The organism is Bradyrhizobium sp. MOS001, assembly GCF_004634465.1.
Taxonomy (GTDB): Bacteria; Pseudomonadota; Alphaproteobacteria; order Rhizobiales; family Xanthobacteraceae; genus Bradyrhizobium; species Bradyrhizobium barranii.
Map to the genome: position 1 here is coordinate 13,464 of NZ_SPVJ01000042.1, position 13,599 is coordinate 27,062.

Consider the following 13,599-nt stretch of genomic DNA (forward strand, 5'->3'; position numbering starts at 1 on the left):
CAAACGGCGCGCGACGCCAGAACTGCGCGAACGCGGGAAGCCGATATGGCGCTCTTTTGCGTCGAGCGCACTGGGGATAAAGCGAAATCAGTGACGAATTAGGGACGCGGGTCTAGTTTGGCTGCACCCGGGGCCCCATATGAGTAGGATCACCGCGCGGCACTCGGCGTTCATCGGTGACTGAGAGTATTGCGCTCCCGCCCAACCGGACAGGAGCACCGTCATGGAAACGCGACGTCGTTTCAAGCAAACATCGACATTCGAATATCGCTTAGCACAAGAGGCGACCAACCTCCGCCAACAAGCTGAAGGCATGCCCCATGGCATTCGCCGCGATGAGCTTCTGCGCAAGGCGGACCAAATAGACGTTGCCGGCCATGTCAATACGTGGCTGACTTCGCCAGGATCGCGCGCCCCGACATAAAACGGTGGCGCTCGCAATTTCACTGTTCCCAAACTGAACAGTGAACCTAGCGCCCCGACATAAATTATGCAGCCTCCCGATCCGCAGCATCGCGTCGGGCGTACTCGGCCATCAGCTTGACGATCGCGCCATCGACTAACTTGACGGCCATCCGCTCGCCGCTCTTAGCCGACAGGCCGATTTCTTCGCCGATTTCCTCGCTGGCGAGCGTGCCAAGGGCCAACTCAAGCACCCGGCAAACATCACGACCAAGCCGGCGCTTCATGGCAAGATGGTCCATGCGCCGAGCCGCACTATCTTAGACGTCTGGCGACTCGTCCGGCGCGCTGTAGCCCGCGTTCACGCTGATCTTGGCCTTGTCCTCGCCGGGTCCGCGCGGTTCGCTGAAGGTTTCCTCCAAGGAGCGATATGCGCGTGCCGGGCTTCAAGATCACTGCGGCAGCCGAGAGCGGCCCCGCGAGCGGGCTCATCCCGGCCTCATCGACGCCCGCGACCGCATTATGCCCCTGGTCCCCGAGAAGCGTTTCATAGCGGAGCATCTTGCAAAGCCGTTGTCCTTCGGACCGGTTTTCAAAACGCCGCTTTTCAATCATGGCCAAGATAGCGCGCGCTCCCGCGCGGCCGTCAGCGCGCAGGATTTCTTCGAGGCTCGCCTCAAGCGGCCTACCCTCGATGACATGGCGCTGACGTAGTTCTTCGAGTGAATAGCGGGTCACCGCAGCCTCGATGCGGGGACTGGCGGAGGTGTCGCTAAGCTTTGTAGCGAATGTCTGAAATTCATTGTCAAGGGAATGGAACCAGGCGCCCGCGGCCTGGAGTGGACGGAATAAAGAAACGCCCCGTATTGCGGGGCAGTTTCTAATTCATCGTAAGTGTCAGGCTGCTTCAGCCTCCTGGTTGATCGCTGTCTTTGCGATTTCAGTCAGAGCCTCGTCTGTCGCCTCTTCCTCTTCGAGGTTCTCCTCAAGGAGTGAGACGGCATCGTCGAGGCCAAGCTCTTCGGCCCAGGCAATCATCGTGCCGTAGCGAGAAATCTCATAGTGCTCGACGGCTTGGGCGGCGGCAAGGAGGCCGGCGTCGAGAGCGGGCGAGCCCTTATATTCTTCCATGATCTCGGCGCCCTCTTCTGTGATACCGACGATCGCGGCACAGGTTTTACCCTGCGGTTTCTTCTCGATCACCGCGAACACCTTCTCTAGCCGCTCGATCTGGCCCTCCGTCTCGGTGCGGTGTTTTTCGAATGCTGCTTTCAGTTCTTCATTCTGAGCAGCCTTTGCCATCTTCGGCAGCGTGGCCAGGATTTTCTTCTCAGCGAAGTAGATATCCTTGAGAGTATCGTGAAACAGGTCGTCGAGTGTCTTCTGCTCTTTCGCCATTTGCGCTTCTCCAATGTTTTGAGGTCGTCGCATCACCGCTGGTGAAGCTCGGCGGCTAACGGGGCTGCCTTTGAGTCGTTCCAATTCCGGTCGCCTTCCGTCGCTCAATACCTGAGCCCCGGGGGGTCCCCTTCAGGATGCCAATCTGCGCCGGGGCGCGCACAGTTCAAGGGCTAAACCCCTCGCTCCGGCAAGCCGGGCCGCTTCACCTGCGGTCAAGTTCCGCATCCGCCTGTTCAACCAGCGCCTTCGCTGGGCATCGAGACCGCCACTCAGGGCGGCTCAGAAAGCGAACGAGCTTCAGATGTCAAACCGGTCCCGCCCACGTAAGACCCTGCACATCCGCGCAACGAGTTTCCGATCATGGTTCAATGCCAGCCTGAAGGCACATGCGCGTGACATCGCGCGGCACGGAGCGGATTGCCGCTTTCCTCCATCAGCTACACCAGCGATACGGTCTGCATCTTCGATGGCTTTGCAGACGAAATCTGGGCAATGGCCGTCGGCGACGCTGAGGAATTCGAACTGATTGCGGGCTTCAAGCGCTCAGACGTGCTGGCCGACTTTGACTGTTTCAAGAACCTCATGGTTTGGTACGCGTGCGAGAAGCTGGCCCAGGAGACCGCGCCTTGAGCGCGGTAGACTTCCTAGGCGGACGCCTAATTCAGCGGGCCTTTCAGCTTAGGAGCCTTTTTTACGGTTTCCATTTGAGCCTCGCTTCGTCACTTGTCGCGATACCTGACAGCCGATGCCAAGAACTCCTGGCGTGGCAGCGACGGCTTGTCTGGCCACACATCTTCCGACCTGCCAGGTGGTGTCGCCGGCTTCTGCAGCGTCGACCAAGGTCTACGCACGCCTATTTAAGAAACTCTATCGGCGCTCTAACCTGACCTACGGGCAACGATCTGGTGCGACCCCACTTCGAACTAGCTCAAATCCTTACAGCTGAGATTGACCCTCACCGAGAAGAGCGGCCTTTGCTCATCCCTGACAGTTACCGTGATCTCAGAACCCTTCGCAACGAAAAGATCGCCCGCAATCGAGGTCGCGACCTTTACCGCCTCTTTGTGAGCAGCGTCGATGCCGGACAGCTCCTCGCCATCCGTGTCCTCCGCAGAATAGAAGTCGTCTCGAATGTCGAAAAAGTAGCGCATCAGAGAGCAGCGTCCAGGTGCAGATAAAGCGGATCGAAGTCTGCAAGCTTGCGAAGTTCGTCGAGATCGAGACTTTCTATCTTTCCACGCTCCATCTCCAACAGCCCCTCGTGCGAAGCTCCTGAACTACCCTATTCAGATGGACAGCGCTTGTTCCTATCGCGTCAGCGAACAGCGCCCGGGTCGCCGGGAATTGGAACGACGAGCCTTCGACCCGCCCGATTGTTGCGAGTCCCGCATAAAGTTCGAAAATCAGGTGCGCGACGCGGCTGACATAAAGAATCCCTTTAACTCCCAATGATTGTCCGAGCGAAACAGACAGGCACAAGTTAAAAACGCAAAAAGGCGAGCCGATAGATTGCCGGCGTGGCTCGGAAGTGTGCGGCCTCATGATGATCGATATTCTCGCGCGTCTCGGTCCAAAAGTGCACACAGCGCGTGCCCCGGATTTGAGCTTAACTGACAAGTTTAGGAACGGCCCAGTTTGCCTTCGCATTGCCCGTGTGTGCCGGAGCGTCCGGTATGCTCATTGCCCGGGCAAGCGGCCACGGTCTCCCTCCTCTCGGACCGGGGTCGTGCTCGCGGAGCACCTCAACGCTCAGGAACTTTGATCCTGAGCGAAGGTTGATCGCGACATTTCACCTTCCAAGAGGAAACCTTCGTTGAAAAAAGCAGCCCTTGCATTTGCCCTGCTTGCAGTCTTTGCCTCACCATCCTCCGCGCAATCTGTCGGCGAGAAGACCGGCGTGAATTCCGCGCTTGGAATTGCGCCGAAGACCGAAGACTTCATCAAGGAAGCCGCCATGAGCGACATGACGGAGATCGAAGCGGCCAAGATCGCGCACAGCCGACGAGAAACGGTTTGCGGAAATGATGGTGACCGACCATACCAGGACGAGCCGCGAACTCAAATCGATGGTCCCCGACAATCTGAAAGCGGCGATCCCGGCTTCGCTCGATGACGCATCGCAGAACAAGATCAAAAAGCTGCGCGACGCTAAGCCCGAAGATTTTGCGTCGGAATACGACCCCATGCAGATAAGCGCTCATAAGGATGCGGTGTCGCTGTTCGAGCGTTACGCGAATGGCGGGGACGATGCCAAGCTGAAGGACTGGGCGGGTAAAACCCTGCCGGCGCTCAAGCACCATCTCGAAATGGCGCAGGCACTCGACAAGAATCGTAAGTAGTCCAGCGCCCGCGCGCAAAGAAAGCCCGACTTCGGCCGGGCTTTCTTCTTCTACTTTACCGCTTCTGGCCGCCCTGTTGCTGGCCGCCCTGCTGGTTCTGACCGGGGTCCTGGTTCTGCTGGCTCGGCTTCTGGTCCGGATTCCGACCTTGCTGGTTCTCGGCGATGATCAGATGTTTTTGAATTCGAGTGCGATGCTTCATGGCCATAGATAATGAGCGAAGATGGCTACTTGGGCGTGATTCCGAAGGAGTTAGCCGATGTCGCCCCATATTTCAGTCCCGCCGCACGCGTTGCTCGAGCGAGCGGTCTCGTAATGATCCTCAATTTTCTCGGGATCGAACGTACCCGTCTTCTGATTGATGATGTGTCTTGCGAGGTCGAGCATATCCTTCGTGACTTTCACATCCTGGATCTCATCGAAGTATTCCCGCTCGGAGCGGACCTCGTAGTAGTAGCCCAGAAACATACCGACGAGCCCCTTGTCCATCGGTTCGTGAGCGATGATGTGTTCGCGGTCGGCATGGAAGGCTTGATCCCCGTGGTCATAGATCACCCGGTCTCGTCGATCACCCAGGCCGAGATCGACGCCCGCGCAGCCATGGTCGCCGAGAAGGCGCCCAAGGTCTGGCTCGGCAAATAATCGACCTCCTTCCTCCCGGACTTGGGCCCCGACCTCGATCGAGCCGCGGCCTTTTTTCGCTGTCGGCGCTGCGGGAGCGCCTATCGAGGGGTTGACGGGCGGATCAGGCCCGACCCGGCTGTGGTCATGCCGCGACCCATTGGCCTACAACGCCGTTCTCGTTCGCAAAAAGCCCTTCTGGAGAGATATTCTGCCAAACCCGCCAACAAGGCGGTCTGTTATGGCAGGCCCGCGCGGAGCACGTCCACCGGCAGGCGACACCCGAACACCGCTGAGATCCCCGTTTTCTCCGACGAGGGGTGCGGAACGGACAGCCGATCTGGAAGCGGGCTTGGAAGAAGTACAGTAAGTACAGCTCGCCCGCGCCATCTCCGATTACGGCGCCGAGGTAGGCATAGGATCGGTACGTGGATCGACACCGCTGCTTTGCAGGCAGGCCGCTAGCCCAACCTTGCATACGCCCGCTACGCTCGGAGGTGCAGCCATTCATCTCAGCGTCAACATCGGCGCGGCAGGAATTATTTTTGGCTTTTACGAATGAGTTAGGGTCAGTCGTCTTTGAGCAACTTCCAAGGCTCGACCCCGAGGCCATTTGCAATCCGCGCCACGTTGTCGATCGACACATTTCTTTCGGAACGTTCAACCCCGCTGAGATAGGTCCTGTTCAACCCACTCTCGTGCGCAAGCGCCTCCTGACTCAGACCACGCACAGCCCGAAGGCGACGCATGTTCTTCGCAAGGATGTCTCGTAAGGGCCCTTTGTGTGTCCGTTTCACAGGAACACATCGGCCAAATTGACGCCTTTAAGGCGACCGCTTTTAAGTTACATTCGACATTGGAAATTGCTATCATCGCAAAAGGCGGATGGGGCTCAACGGGCGGACGACGTGAACCTTTCGACAGGATCAGTAGAGGCGTTCTTGGATTTGGAGGACGGCGACGACGTTCTCGCTCGCCGGTCATATAGCGCTGGCTATCGGCTCATCGAAACGGGCGAGGTCGTCTGCGCGGTCAAGCTACCCGCCGCACTAGCTGAATCAGCAATTCTTAGGCGATCGAAGACCTCGATTGTCCTAACACCGGCGGGACAAGTCGAAGCATCGTCGGGCGCGGGTACAGCGACTGAACAAGTCGACAGTCTTGTTGCTCGGACTGTCGCCGACGACAACCTCCGTATGGAAGAAGCTACCTCCGCAGAATTGGAAGCTCTGCTTCATCGCCTAGAATGTTCCGTGGGCCTGGTAAAGCGAGCTATTGCACGGTTGACGCAGCTCTGAGGGCTTCCGAACCCGGATGGCTCGGAAAATAAGTCGTGAAGGAATATCTGACGGGCCGCTGATGCGAGGTGCTTGTTCTTCCGATGAGAGGCTAAATCGACCATCCGCCCCTTCTCAGCAAGGTTCGGAGACTTGCAGCACGATAATGCCGAACGAACCTGCGGACGAGTTTACGCAGAACATTGAGTGGCCTAGGTGCGCGTTGGCGACAAGCATTGTACCCATGGCGATAACTCTTGGATGTGCAGACAACCACTTAGCCGCCCTTAGGCGACAGTGCTTTTATCTTGCCATCACTCCCCCAGCTCGTTGCTACTCGCTAACCCTTCCTCATCTTGCCGCAACCGCATCTGCTGATCCACGAGGCACGCAAAAAATCTGCCGCTCGGCACGCGTCCAAGCCATCAATTCTAGTCTCTCGGCTGTCCATAGATTGGCGTAAATTCCGATGGCGATGGAGCGATCTTCTGCATCGGAACGAATAGAAAAGCCATCGTCCGACCTTCAGCTCCAGGTAAAATTGCGCTGCGTGCGAGTGCATTTCTTCGATCGCAATGGGATGTCTCGCAGGCTGTTCAGCCGCGCTCGCTCTTCCCGTACGCGCAGTTGGGGACACTCTTAGACCCGTCGGCGATATTCAAAATCTTTTGCCCGCGACATAAGAAAGGGCTCCCGCGCGATGCGCGGGAGCCCAACATTTTGACCGAGTCGACAGGATTCCAGATCAGGAAAAAGCTGCCGTCACCGTAAAGGCCAATCGTTCGACCAAGGTTGGCGCAGAGCTCGCGGCCTCCGAGGCCGGGTGCTGCGAGTGACAGGCTGACGTAGTCCGTTCCGCGGCTCTCGCCCCTCAGAATCCGACCGGACCCGACCTCGAGGCCTTGGGTGAAGATGCGAAAGTCCGGTGGGCTATCGCCGAACTTATCGCGGTTGGGCACGATGTCGATGTCGGCGCAGATAGGCAGGAATTTGAGCTGGCCCCTGAAGCCGCCGTAAATTGTGCGGGTGACGAATCCGATCGCGGTCATGGTCTGTCTCCTTCGTTGCCGCGGGGCCGATGCCCTGCGATGGCGAGACCGTCATGGCGGCCGGACCGCATCCGAACCCTCGCGGCGAAGCGCAGCGGCGCACCCGAGCCCGCTCCTTTTTTGCAGCGAAGCGGCCGCGAGGAGCCGGCTTGCCGGCGGGGAAAAAAGGAAGCGTGCGAGGGTTTCGGATGGGGGACGGCTGCCATAGGTCGTAGCGCCATAAGGAGGCAATCGTGCTCTTCCGACGAAGAAGACAGGCGTTGCTGCAGAGCGGTTATTCACCGCACGAGCGACGCAGGGACAACGATTTGAGGTATGCATCACATCAAGTTTCTCGCGATCCAAACGAGATTAGTTAGCTTAGCAAGCGGCCGGTTTCGTATCCGAAGCGCGGTGCCGGTGCTGGTTTCAAGTCGAAGAAGGCGCTGTCGGTCGACCGCGCAAACGGCGAGCCAGCGCGCAAGCCGCCCACTGGAAACGCTCTCAAAGGCTCGGTTGGTTCGCAACTCGGCGCGTCGAACCGGCCTTAAGTTGCGCCGAGAATTCGTCGCTGCGCACCTCCCTTTTGAGGGAGAAAATGCTCTTATGCCTTCCTTCAACGCGGCGCAAGAAACGCAAAAAAGCCCCGCCTCCGAGGAGGCGGGGCCGATGATCCCCGGCGTCAGTCGCCGTTGCGGCGTGACCAGATCAGGGTGAAACCCTCCTCGCCTTCGACCTTGACCAGCGAGGCGTAGATCGGAGCGGGGAAGCTCGGATCGTCGAGTTTGACCGAGAGATATTCGCGATCGCTGTCGCGAACCGTCTTCTTCCAGGCGGCGCCGAATTCGGTCGCTCCTGCGAAGATGCGGTAGTCGGGAGCCTTGTCGTTGTCCTTCTCGGAGGCCGCGAACTTGGCCTTGATGTTCAGCGTCAGCGTCTTGATCGAGCCGGTGTAGCCGTTGTCCGAAGCGGTGAAAGTGCCGATGGTCGCCATGGTCATCTCCGTCTGTCTGTTGCTCGGGCCGCGCCCATCGCAGCCTCGATGGCGATCCTTGGCCCGGGGAGCGATCGGCCCGCAGCCACCAGGCCCGCAGCGCCAGCGGAGGACGGCGAAAGCCTGCTTTTTTGTCTTGCGCGAGGAATGCCGCCGCTTGGCGGCAGGGGAAAAAAGCAGGCGTGAGCTGTTGCGGGAAGGCGATCGAGGCTCTTGCCGTCCCTCGGGCCTGATCAGCCATTCGAAGGTGCGTTGGACGCGAGCCCATGACCGGACTGACGGCGATGACCATGGCAGCCACCGCCCACCACAGCATTGGAAAACGGCGGTATCGATCAGAAAAGAGCCGGCGTCTGCGCATCAAACGCAAGAACTATGGACCGGACAAACCAAGCGAACCCGACCGCATTTTCGCATCGGGAAACGACGGCGCCGGCCAGAATTGTTCGCGCGACTGCGCTTTGAACACGCGAGATCTGGACATAATCAGTAGCCAAACCTGATTGCTCGCCGCTATCAAAGGGAAGGTGCGGCACAGCTTGATAAGCACTGCCAGCCGCGCAGATCGGACGGATCGTGGCCCCCATTTGGGGACGGGTTAGCGTGATTAATTGCCCGCCTTGCTTCAACTGAACCGGCCGCGCACCGTGAGGAGCGCGGCCGGAATTTGACGCGTGCCGGGGCCGCTCCAGCGGCACCGGCACGCCTCTTACTCGGCAGCTTGCGAGCAGAAATCATGGCCTTGCGCCCCATCTGGCAAACCGACCTTATCCCCCGTCTTGGCCGTGCGGAGCAACGGCGGCAACCAGTCGGTTGCCGCCAGCAGCTGCTCGGCGGCTGCCGCCATCTCGACCTTTTTCATACCCGAGATACGTTCGGCGGCCTCCTCGCCGACGCCTTCGCGGACGGCCTGAAGGATGCCCGCCTTGGTGACCCGGCCGAAATAACTCTGCACCGTCGGCCGCCAATATCCGGTCATGTCGAGGGCGACGGCCTCGGCCAGACGGCTGGCCGCCGCCAAGGCGCGCGGCCGGAGGTCAAGTGGCAATTTGACCGCATTGACCGTCAATGCCGTGCAATGGGCGAACAGCGCCATGTGGCTGTCGTGGTCGAGTTCGACCACGAATTCCCACAGCTTGGCGACGTCCCGGGGCATTTGCCCCGCCCAATTGGCATGGCGATCCGACCACGCTTTGCCCGCCGGAGTATCCTCGATACCGACCGCATGCGCGGTCAAATCCGTCTTGACCGGTTGAATGCCGACCACATGGGCATTGGCCCCGACATAGAAGATTTGAGCAGCGAGCGCGTGGGTGACTGTCACGATGGCAACGTCCGGCTGCTCACTCAGATTGAGACGCAGCCCTAGGGTGCGATGCGCGGTGAGGTCACGAATGAGCGTATCGGACAGCTTCTGTTCCTCGCCTTCCTCCTCGTTTTCTTCCTCCTCTCCTTCACCATGACGCGTGGCTTGATCGTCACCTCCTCCTTCATCATCGGCTGCCACAGCATCGCCTTCCTGCCCCGCTTCGGCAGGGAATTTCTCGTCCTCGGGGCGGATGAAACCGCGTTCGACCCTGATGGTGCCGTCATGATTGAGGATCACGAACGCGCCGCCGCGCGCGACGTCGCCGGGATCGTAGGCCTGCCGTTTCGCCTCAAACTGCTCGATTTGGTTCTCCAGTTCACCAAACCGTGCATCCACCTCATCAGGCAGTTCTTCGGCCGTTTGATGCTGTTCGGTCAGCCGATCGAACTCGGTTTGAACGACCTGAAGGGCGGCCTGATCTTCCGCCGAGAGCTCGACCGGATGCGGGTAGGCACGACGCATGCCGTGGGCATGCGGGAAGTCGAGATGGGGCTCCGTCCACTTCCATCCCTCGGCTGCCCGTAAGGCGTCCGCCTCCCGGCCAAGCCGTGCTGTCACCAAGAGATCGAGCAGCGCCACGTCTTCGAGATAGCCGCCGCGATCCTCGGTAAAGAGGTCGCGCAGGATCGTACCGCCTGCCTCGATATAGGCCTCGAGCCCGACAAACCGCGAGCGGCGATCGGTTGCAGCGACATGGGTTTCAGTGAGCAGACGGCGGATGGTGGTGGCATCCCGCTCGTAAGATAGCCGCTCATAGACAGCTTCCTGCCGGGCCTGATCGTCACTGATGGCAAAGGCCATCAGCTGCTCAAGGGCCAGTTCGCCCTCGCGATAGACCTGCATCAGTTTGGGCGAAACCGCGCCCAACCGCAGGCGCTGTCGCACCACATGCGCCGTCACGCCAAAGCGGGCAGCGATCTCTTCCGCGCCGAACCCGCGCTCATCCGCGAGCTTCTTGAAAGCCTCGAACTGGTCGGCGGGATGCATGTTTTCGCGGGTGACATTCTCGTCCAGGCTGATCTCGTGAGGGTCGTTCGCGGTGTCGATGATGCAGCGGATCGGCTCAGTCTTCTTGATCTCCTTCCGCTTGACCCGCAAAAGCTGGGCGAGCCGCCTGCCCTCACCGATGGTCACGAGATAGAACCCCGTGGCCGTCCCCTCTCCGTCCAACTCGGGCTCGACCACCAGATTTTGCAGGATGCCCTTGGCGGCAATACTCGCCGCGTAGCCCTCGATCGCCACCTCGCTATGCGGCGTCTTGCGCGCATTGTTCGGGGACTTCTTGAGCTTATTGAGCGGAATCAAAGTCTCCGTCCCGCTCGCGGGATTGATTTCAACTGATTTGGCCGACATGATCATTCTTCCTTTTGCTTCCATGGGTGCAGCGCGCACTCCGCGCCTGCACCCCTGCCCGTCGGCGAGACCGGGGGTAGCAAGCGCCAGGGCGACCCGAGCGGAGGGGGTTCGCCCGCCCGCAAGGGCCGCTCGATAGACGCGGGTCTGCACGAGCGCATGTCAGCCGTTCGAGAAGGTGACGCCCTCGAAAGCACGGAAGACCGGGGAGACCGCTCGGGTCGGCGCCGGCGCCAGCCGGCGCTTTACCCTGGCGCGCGCGAGGGGCGGCGCCCTTGAGATCTCAAGCGTTGGAATGTTGAGCAAGTCAGCGCAGGCCAAAACAAGAGATCGAAAACAAGAGCAAGAGTGAGAGAATGAAAAGAGGCACCCGCAAGAGAGTCAGCATAGCGCCGACGCGTAGCGGCGGGACCCGGGACCGAGTGCAGTCGCGAGCGCCGACGCGTAGCGGCGGGACCCGGGACCGAGTGCAGTCGCGAGATGAAGTAACCGGGCACCGGCTTCTCGGGCGCATAATACGTCGATCGATTCGCCCAACAAGATGAACTGGAGATCCTGATGAATTACTTCGCTGGACTCGACGTGTCTTTGAGGCGCACCGCGATCTGCATCGTTGATCAAGATGGAAATATCGTCAGGGAAGGAGTGACGGATACAGAACCCGAGGCGCTAATTTCCTGGCTGAGAAATACCCGCTTCGCTCTGCAGCGCGTTGGGCTGGAAGCCGGTCAATGTTCTTCCTGGCTGCACAAGGGACTTTCGGGAGGCGGATTACCAGTCATTTGTGTTGAGACCCGGCACGCAAAGAGCGTGATGCAAGCTCAGACCGTCAAGACGGACCGCAACGATGCTCGTGCGCTTGCGCAAATGATGCGAACAGGGTGGTTTAAGGCGGTTCACATCAAATCTGAAGCCAGCCAAAAGCTACGAGCGCTGATGGGCAGTCGCCGGTGCCTGCTCGACAAGCAACGCGACCTCAACAATCATATTCGGGCGGCGCTTCGAACCTTCGGATTCAAAGTGGGCCTTATCGGCCAAAGCCGCTTTGAAGAACGTGTACGCGAGCTGATCGTGGCTGACGGAGATTTACAGGCCCTCGTCGTTCCATTGCTCGAAGCCCGGCGCATCCTCGGCGAACAAGCGCGCGTGTTGGCGTGCCTGATTGGGCGCCTGGTTCGGAGCGATGCTATTTGCCGCCGGTTCATGACAGTTCCTGGCGTTGGCCCCCTGACAGCATTAGCATTCAAGACGACCATCGATGACCCAGGCCGCTTCCGTAAATCACGGCATGTTGGCGTCCATCTTGGACTGACCCCAGGCAAATACGCATCCGGAGAGGTCGATTACAACGGGCGCATCACCCGATGCGGCGATGCCTTTGCTCGAGAACATCTCTTTGAAGCGGCGCACTCATTGATGGTCAACACCAGACGATGGTGCTCGTTAAAGGCATGGGGCATCCGCATCGCTAAGCGCAGTTCCATGAAAAATGCGCTGGTCGCGGTGGCTCGCAAGATATCCGTCATACTGCACCGTATGTGGTGCGACGGCAGCGACTTCCGGTGGGAGAGATCGGAGGCCGCAGCGGCAGCCTGACACCCGAATGAACTGATCAGCAGAACACGGCCGAAAGGCTGTCAAGGAGTCCGGCAGGACGAGGAATGGCGAGGGTGATAACCGGTCTGCAGCGCGAGCCGATTGCTTCGTAACTGCGTTCCCGAGATGGTCCCGCCACTTCTTCACGAACATCATCATGAGGCGGGAATCCCGACCTCGAAGAGAAGCGCGATCGCCGGATCGCTTTGACGCCACGGTAGGGTCGGAAGGCACAGCCACAATGCAGTAATTAGACCAGATTTGGTACTTGACGTCCCAACCCCGGTTAGAGAAGACCGGTTAACAAGGCACCCGCGCGACGGGCAGTGATAGCGGTGCCGCGAAGCGGCAGCCCTTCGCGCGAGTGCCTCCGGCGAGCGACACATTATATCTGCTTGCGCGAGGGATCGAAGCCGAATGGCCGAGACGCACCGCGGCTCGGTTCACAAGAGCCCGGTGCGGCACAACCGCACGCGCGCGCGTCTTTCCTTGCCTCCGATAGAAGTCTTATTCACCCTTACCGAGTACTCCTCAGGTCTGACCGCCGTCCCGTGCTGGAGATTCAATATTGGACGCTAGCGAAGCTATGCCGATCGACGGGCCACTAGTTTCCGCCTTTGGGCCCTTTGCTGCCCTTGAGAGTGGCAGCCCGAGGAACGCTGTTGAATCAGGAGCGGAAGTATTCAGGACTGTGGAGCGCCACGTCGGGCATGTCGCCAAGCTTGTCGATGAGTTTGTCCTGAAAACCGGGGTCCGCTTCTTCGCCGGCCGGCTCTTGCTGCCGGAGGTGAGGCCAGTAATCGGCCGCTGAGCAGCGCAGCAGGATACTCGCTTACGGCCAGCCACGTCTGGGTCTTCTGCCCGCTCTCGATGTCGATCGGGGCGCCCGCGCCGCCCATCCTCGTGCGCACCCAGCCGGCATCGACCGAGTTGCTTAGGACCCGCGGCCAGCGTCGCGTCAGCGCGGACGACAGAGCGACGACGTGCAGCTTACTTTCGGCGTGGACCGTTGCCGAATCCCAAGACCTTTTCGTTCAGTCGAAGTCATCCAGCGAGCCCTCTCCGCCGCGAAGCATCCCGCTACTAAGATAGACCAACCGAGCGGGGCGGCACTACGGACGGACCGAACTACCCAAACATCGCACTGCCTTGAGACGCCAACGAAGCATTCGCCGGTACCATGCGAATTGCCCCCTTGGGTTTGCAAAGAGACCGGTCA

Annotated in this window: 14 protein-coding genes and 3 pseudogenes; 6 read left to right on the top strand and 11 right to left on the bottom strand. The window is 59.8% G+C overall.

Translation table 11 applies throughout. The features are described from left to right. Window positions 1-223 precede the first annotated feature (223 nt). Entirely contained in the window at window positions 224-424 is a 201-nt protein-coding gene (locus CT676_RS33850) for a hypothetical protein (RefSeq protein WP_135216254.1), read from the top strand. A gap of 64 nt (window positions 425-488) precedes the next feature. Here CT676_RS33850 and CT676_RS33855 read toward each other — a convergent pair whose 3' ends face one another. Further along, window positions 489-704 carry a hypothetical protein gene (locus tag CT676_RS33855; protein WP_135216255.1) on the bottom strand — a complete coding sequence of 72 codons (216 nt, stop codon included), beginning with the start codon at window positions 702-704 and terminating at the stop codon, window positions 489-491. 76 nt (window positions 705-780) lie between these two features. Between CT676_RS33855 and CT676_RS46310 the strand changes: the two genes are divergently transcribed. Then, window positions 781-1,116, top strand: coding sequence for a hypothetical protein (locus CT676_RS46310; RefSeq protein WP_167768242.1), 336 nt, complete (start codon window positions 781-783; stop codon window positions 1,114-1,116). 183 nt (window positions 1,117-1,299) lie between these two features. On the opposite strand, the gene CT676_RS33865 is transcribed toward CT676_RS46310, so the two are convergent. Beyond that, complete coding sequence (locus CT676_RS33865; RefSeq protein WP_135216256.1) at window positions 1,300-1,800, bottom strand: DUF892 family protein; 501 nt, start codon at window positions 1,798-1,800, stop codon at window positions 1,300-1,302. Window positions 1,801-2,220: 420 nt separating this feature from the next. Between CT676_RS33865 and CT676_RS33870 the strand changes: the two genes are divergently transcribed. Then, window positions 2,221-2,433, top strand: a complete 213-nt coding sequence (locus tag CT676_RS33870) for a hypothetical protein (RefSeq protein ID WP_135216257.1) — start codon at window positions 2,221-2,223, stop codon at window positions 2,431-2,433. A gap of 293 nt (window positions 2,434-2,726) precedes the next feature. Here CT676_RS33870 and CT676_RS33875 read toward each other — a convergent pair whose 3' ends face one another. Continuing rightward, window positions 2,727-2,954, bottom strand: a complete 228-nt coding sequence (locus tag CT676_RS33875) for a hypothetical protein (RefSeq protein ID WP_028154544.1) — start codon at window positions 2,952-2,954, stop codon at window positions 2,727-2,729. Window positions 2,955-3,030: 76 nt separating this feature from the next. Then, window positions 3,031-3,450, bottom strand: coding sequence for a helix-turn-helix domain-containing protein (locus CT676_RS45510; RefSeq protein WP_343287558.1), 420 nt, complete (start codon window positions 3,448-3,450; stop codon window positions 3,031-3,033). Between the two features lie 166 nt (window positions 3,451-3,616). Here CT676_RS45510 and CT676_RS33885 point away from each other — a divergent pair. Then, window positions 3,617-4,142 (top strand): annotated as a pseudogene (locus CT676_RS33885) (DUF4142 domain-containing protein). 55 nt (window positions 4,143-4,197) lie between these two features. On the opposite strand, the gene CT676_RS44465 reads toward CT676_RS33885, so the two are convergent. From CT676_RS44465 to CT676_RS33905, 5 genes and pseudogenes are all read right to left on the bottom strand, one after another. After that, a complete protein-coding gene (locus tag CT676_RS44465) occupies window positions 4,198-4,344 on the bottom strand; it encodes a hypothetical protein (protein ID WP_167768243.1) in 147 nt (48 codons plus the stop codon). Between the two features lie 101 nt (window positions 4,345-4,445). After that, window positions 4,446-4,661: pseudogene (locus CT676_RS46315) on the bottom strand (Ku protein); the annotation flags it as partial. Between the two features lie 671 nt (window positions 4,662-5,332). Further along, entirely contained in the window at window positions 5,333-5,512 is a 180-nt protein-coding gene (locus CT676_RS33895) for a helix-turn-helix transcriptional regulator (protein WP_199877133.1), read from the bottom strand. A gap of 1,124 nt (window positions 5,513-6,636) precedes the next feature. Further along, on the bottom strand, window positions 6,637-7,089 hold the full coding sequence (locus tag CT676_RS33900; RefSeq protein WP_135216258.1) for a DUF736 family protein: 453 nt from the start codon (window positions 7,087-7,089) through the stop codon (window positions 6,637-6,639). A gap of 661 nt (window positions 7,090-7,750) precedes the next feature. Beyond that, window positions 7,751-8,062 carry a DUF736 domain-containing protein gene (locus CT676_RS33905; protein WP_135216259.1) on the bottom strand — a complete coding sequence of 104 codons (312 nt, stop codon included), beginning with the start codon at window positions 8,060-8,062 and terminating at the stop codon, window positions 7,751-7,753. A gap of 266 nt (window positions 8,063-8,328) precedes the next feature. Here CT676_RS33905 and CT676_RS33910 point away from each other — a divergent pair, with 266 nt between their 5' ends. Further along, window positions 8,329-8,565, top strand: coding sequence for a hypothetical protein (locus CT676_RS33910; protein WP_135216260.1), 237 nt, complete (start codon window positions 8,329-8,331; stop codon window positions 8,563-8,565). A 206-nt stretch (window positions 8,566-8,771) separates the two neighbouring features. Here the strand turns inward: CT676_RS33910 and CT676_RS33915 are convergent, their stop codons facing one another. Then, complete coding sequence (locus tag CT676_RS33915) at window positions 8,772-10,784, bottom strand: ParB/RepB/Spo0J family partition protein (RefSeq protein WP_193560923.1); 2,013 nt, start codon at window positions 10,782-10,784, stop codon at window positions 8,772-8,774. Window positions 10,785-11,342: 558 nt separating this feature from the next. Here CT676_RS33915 and CT676_RS33920 point away from each other — a divergent pair. Then, window positions 11,343-12,380, top strand: a complete 1,038-nt coding sequence (locus CT676_RS33920) for an IS110 family transposase (RefSeq protein WP_085398136.1) — start codon at window positions 11,343-11,345, stop codon at window positions 12,378-12,380. 667 nt (window positions 12,381-13,047) lie between these two features. Here the strand turns inward: CT676_RS33920 and CT676_RS45520 are convergent. Beyond that, window positions 13,048-13,489 (bottom strand): annotated as a pseudogene (locus CT676_RS45520) (daunorubicin C-13 ketoreductase); the annotation flags it as partial. Window positions 13,490-13,599: the final 110 nt, after the last annotated feature.